Source organism: Streptomyces pathocidini (assembly GCF_001418495.1).
GTDB classification, from domain to species: Bacteria; Actinomycetota; Actinomycetes; order Streptomycetales; family Streptomycetaceae; genus Streptomyces; species Streptomyces pathocidini.
This window is the reverse complement of sequence record NZ_LIQY01000632.1, coordinates 1-2,730: the sequence shown is the minus strand read 5'-3', so window position 1 is coordinate 2,730 and position 2,730 is coordinate 1. Positions and strand designations below refer to the sequence as shown.

Genomic DNA, 2,730 nt, shown 5'->3' with positions numbered 1-2,730 from the left:
GCCTGGTGGGGGATGCGCGGGGCGTTCTCCGGGTCCGGGCCGGCCGAGGGCGGCCGCGGCTCGGCGGCTTCCGGGTCCGCCTCCGGCTCCGAGTGCTCCGCCCGCGCGGCGACGACCTCCCGCACCGCCTCCAGGACCCCCCGGTACCCCGAACACCGGCACAGGTTCCCGCAGATCGCCTGCCGGGTCTCCAGCTCGGTCGGTGCCGGGTTCCCCGCGAGCAGGTCGTGCACGGTCATGGCGAGCCCCGGCACGCAGAACCCGCACTGCACGGCCCCGCACGCCGCGAGCGCCCGCTGGACGTCCGAGGGCACGCCGTCCTCGGCCAGCCCCTCGACCGTCCGCACCTCGCATCCCGCGGCGGTCGCGGCCGGTACGAGGCAGGAGGCGACGAGCCGCCCGTCGACCCGTACCGAGCAGGCCCCGCACTCGCCCTGCGAGCACCCGTCCTTCGCCCCCGCGAGCCCGAGGCGCTCGCGCAGGACGTAGAGCAGGGACTCGCCGATCCACGCGTCGGTGACGGGGCGGTCGGCGCCGTTGACGGTCAGGACGTACGAGGCGTGGGGATGCTCGCTGTGGGGGGCGGCGGCGCCGTCGGAGTCGGTCGCGGCCTCGGCCAGAGCCTGGGCGGCGACCGGGTCGGCGTCGGGGAGCTCGCCGTCGGCGGACGGGCTCGTCTCCCCGGCGCCGCCGACGCTCTCGCCGGCAACCGCGGGGCCATCGGGGTCCTCACCGCCGTCGGCACCCTCGGCGCCGCCGTCCGCGTCCGCGACGCGATGTGCGGTCCTCTCGCCCCCGGCCCCCGAGGCCTCCCCGGCACCTGGGTCGGCACCTGGGTCCTCCTCCGACCGCGGGCCCGAAGGACCCGGGCCCTCGGAGGCCTCGGCATCGGACGCCGGTGCCTCATCCGGCATGGGACCGGGCGCCGTCCCGGCGGCGGCCGAGTCGCCGGGCTCCGCGCCGTCGGCGTCAACGCCCGCGCCCCGGCCGGCTGTTGCGGCATCCCGGCCGTCGGCGTGGCGGCCGGCACCCAGACCGTCCTCGCCGCGGACGGCCTCGGCGGTCGTGTCGTGGGGGTACGGGTAGGGGGCCTCGGCCGCCCCGGCGTGAGCGGCCTGGTCCGGACCGGCGTAGGCCTGCCCGTCCGCTCCGACATGGGGGGCCTCGTCCGGACCGGCGTAGGCCTGCCCGTCCGCCCCAGCATGGGGTGCTTGGCCCGGACCGGCGTAAGCGGTCCCATCCGCCCCGGCATGGGCGGCCTCGTCCGGACCGGCGTAGACCGCCTCATCCGGACCCGCGTAAGCGGCCTCGTCCGGACCGGGCTCTGCCGCCTCCGGCGGTCCCCCCGGCACCGCATGGGCCGACTCGCCCCATTCCGACTCGGCGGGCCCGGCGTCGCCGACGCCCCCGCCGTGGGCGGACGCGAGGCCTTGGCCGTCGGCGTGCGCCGAGACCGCGTAGGCCGTCCCGCCCTGCGCGGCGTCGGCCGGAGCATTGTCGCCCCCAGGCCGCCCGGCACCACCAACAGCCCCGCCCCGTACGGAAGTCGGGCCCTGCGCGGCGGCTTCTCCCGGCCCCTGGTAGGCCTCGTCCCGTCCCGGCCCGTCGGCCGGCTCCGGCTGCCCCGCGCGGCGCTCGTCCGCGCGGTCAGCGCCGTCCGCGCTCTCGGGCCGGATCGCGGACGCCTGTTCCGCGCGTTGGGCGCGCTCGGCGGCGACCGACGCCGCGCGCGTCAGACGGTTGATCACGTCCTCGGCGGCACGGCCGGGCACCGAGCCGGTGTCGTGTGCGCCGGGCGTCGCCCCGCGACCGCCCTGCGGCTGGCCCTCGGCGGGCGAAGGCTGCCAGGGCGTGCCGGAGGAGGGGGTCGGCCAGGCGGTGCCGCCGTCGGCAGTGGCTCCCGGGACCGCGCCGCGGTCGCCGGCCTCGCCGCCCTGCGCACCGGCCGTCCCACCCTCGGCGCGGCCGCGGGCATCGCGCCCCGGGCCGCCGTGGGCATCGGCTTCCGGACCGCCGCGGGCATCCTGCCCCAGACCGCCATGCGCGCCGGCCTCCGGACCGCCATGGGCATCGGGCTCCGGGCCGCGGTGCGCATCGTGCCCCAGGCCGCCGCGCGCGCCGGCCTCCGGGCCGCCACGGACATCGGGCCCCGCACCGCCGTGCAAGCCCGCATCCGACCCACCGGGGATCCCGCTCTCCGCTCCCAAGTGCGGCGGCAGGTGGCGTTCGGGGGCGTAGCCGAGGCCGGGCCGGCCGTCGGGGGACGACGGGTCGGGCCACGACACCGGAGGCTCGTCCACGTCGTCGGGGGCCTGGGCGGCGTACGTCCAGTGGCCGGTCGCCGCGGCCGTCGTGGTCCAGCCGTCGTGGCCGCCGGGAGCGTCCCGCTCGCCGGGCGCCGGGCCGTCCTCGTACGACAACTCCCCGTCCTGGGCGGGCTGTTGCCGCCCGGCCCCGGCCCCGGTCGAGGGGACAGAGGGGGCCGAGGGGAAGCTCCACTGGCCCGTCGGAGCAGGCGCGGCCTGGCCCTCGTACCACTGACCGCCGTACGGGGCGGCCCGGCCGCCGTCGATCACGTAGTCGCCGGAGTCGTCGTGCAACTCCTCGGCGGCGGGGACAGTCCACTGGCCCGGGTCGACCGCGCCGGTGCCCGCCGTGCCCCAGCCCCCGCCCGTGGCGCCGGAGTCCGCGAACGGCATGGTCCACTGCCCGGGGGCACCCGGGCAGTGG

Annotated in this window: 1 protein-coding gene; it reads right to left on the bottom strand. The window is 79.4% G+C overall.

The features are described from left to right. Positions 1 to 2,699 (bottom strand): 2Fe-2S iron-sulfur cluster-binding protein (locus tag AOK16_RS28785; RefSeq protein ID WP_079101707.1); only part of this gene is annotated, 2,699 nt, incomplete at its 3' end. Positions 2,700 to 2,730 lie beyond the last annotated feature (31 nt).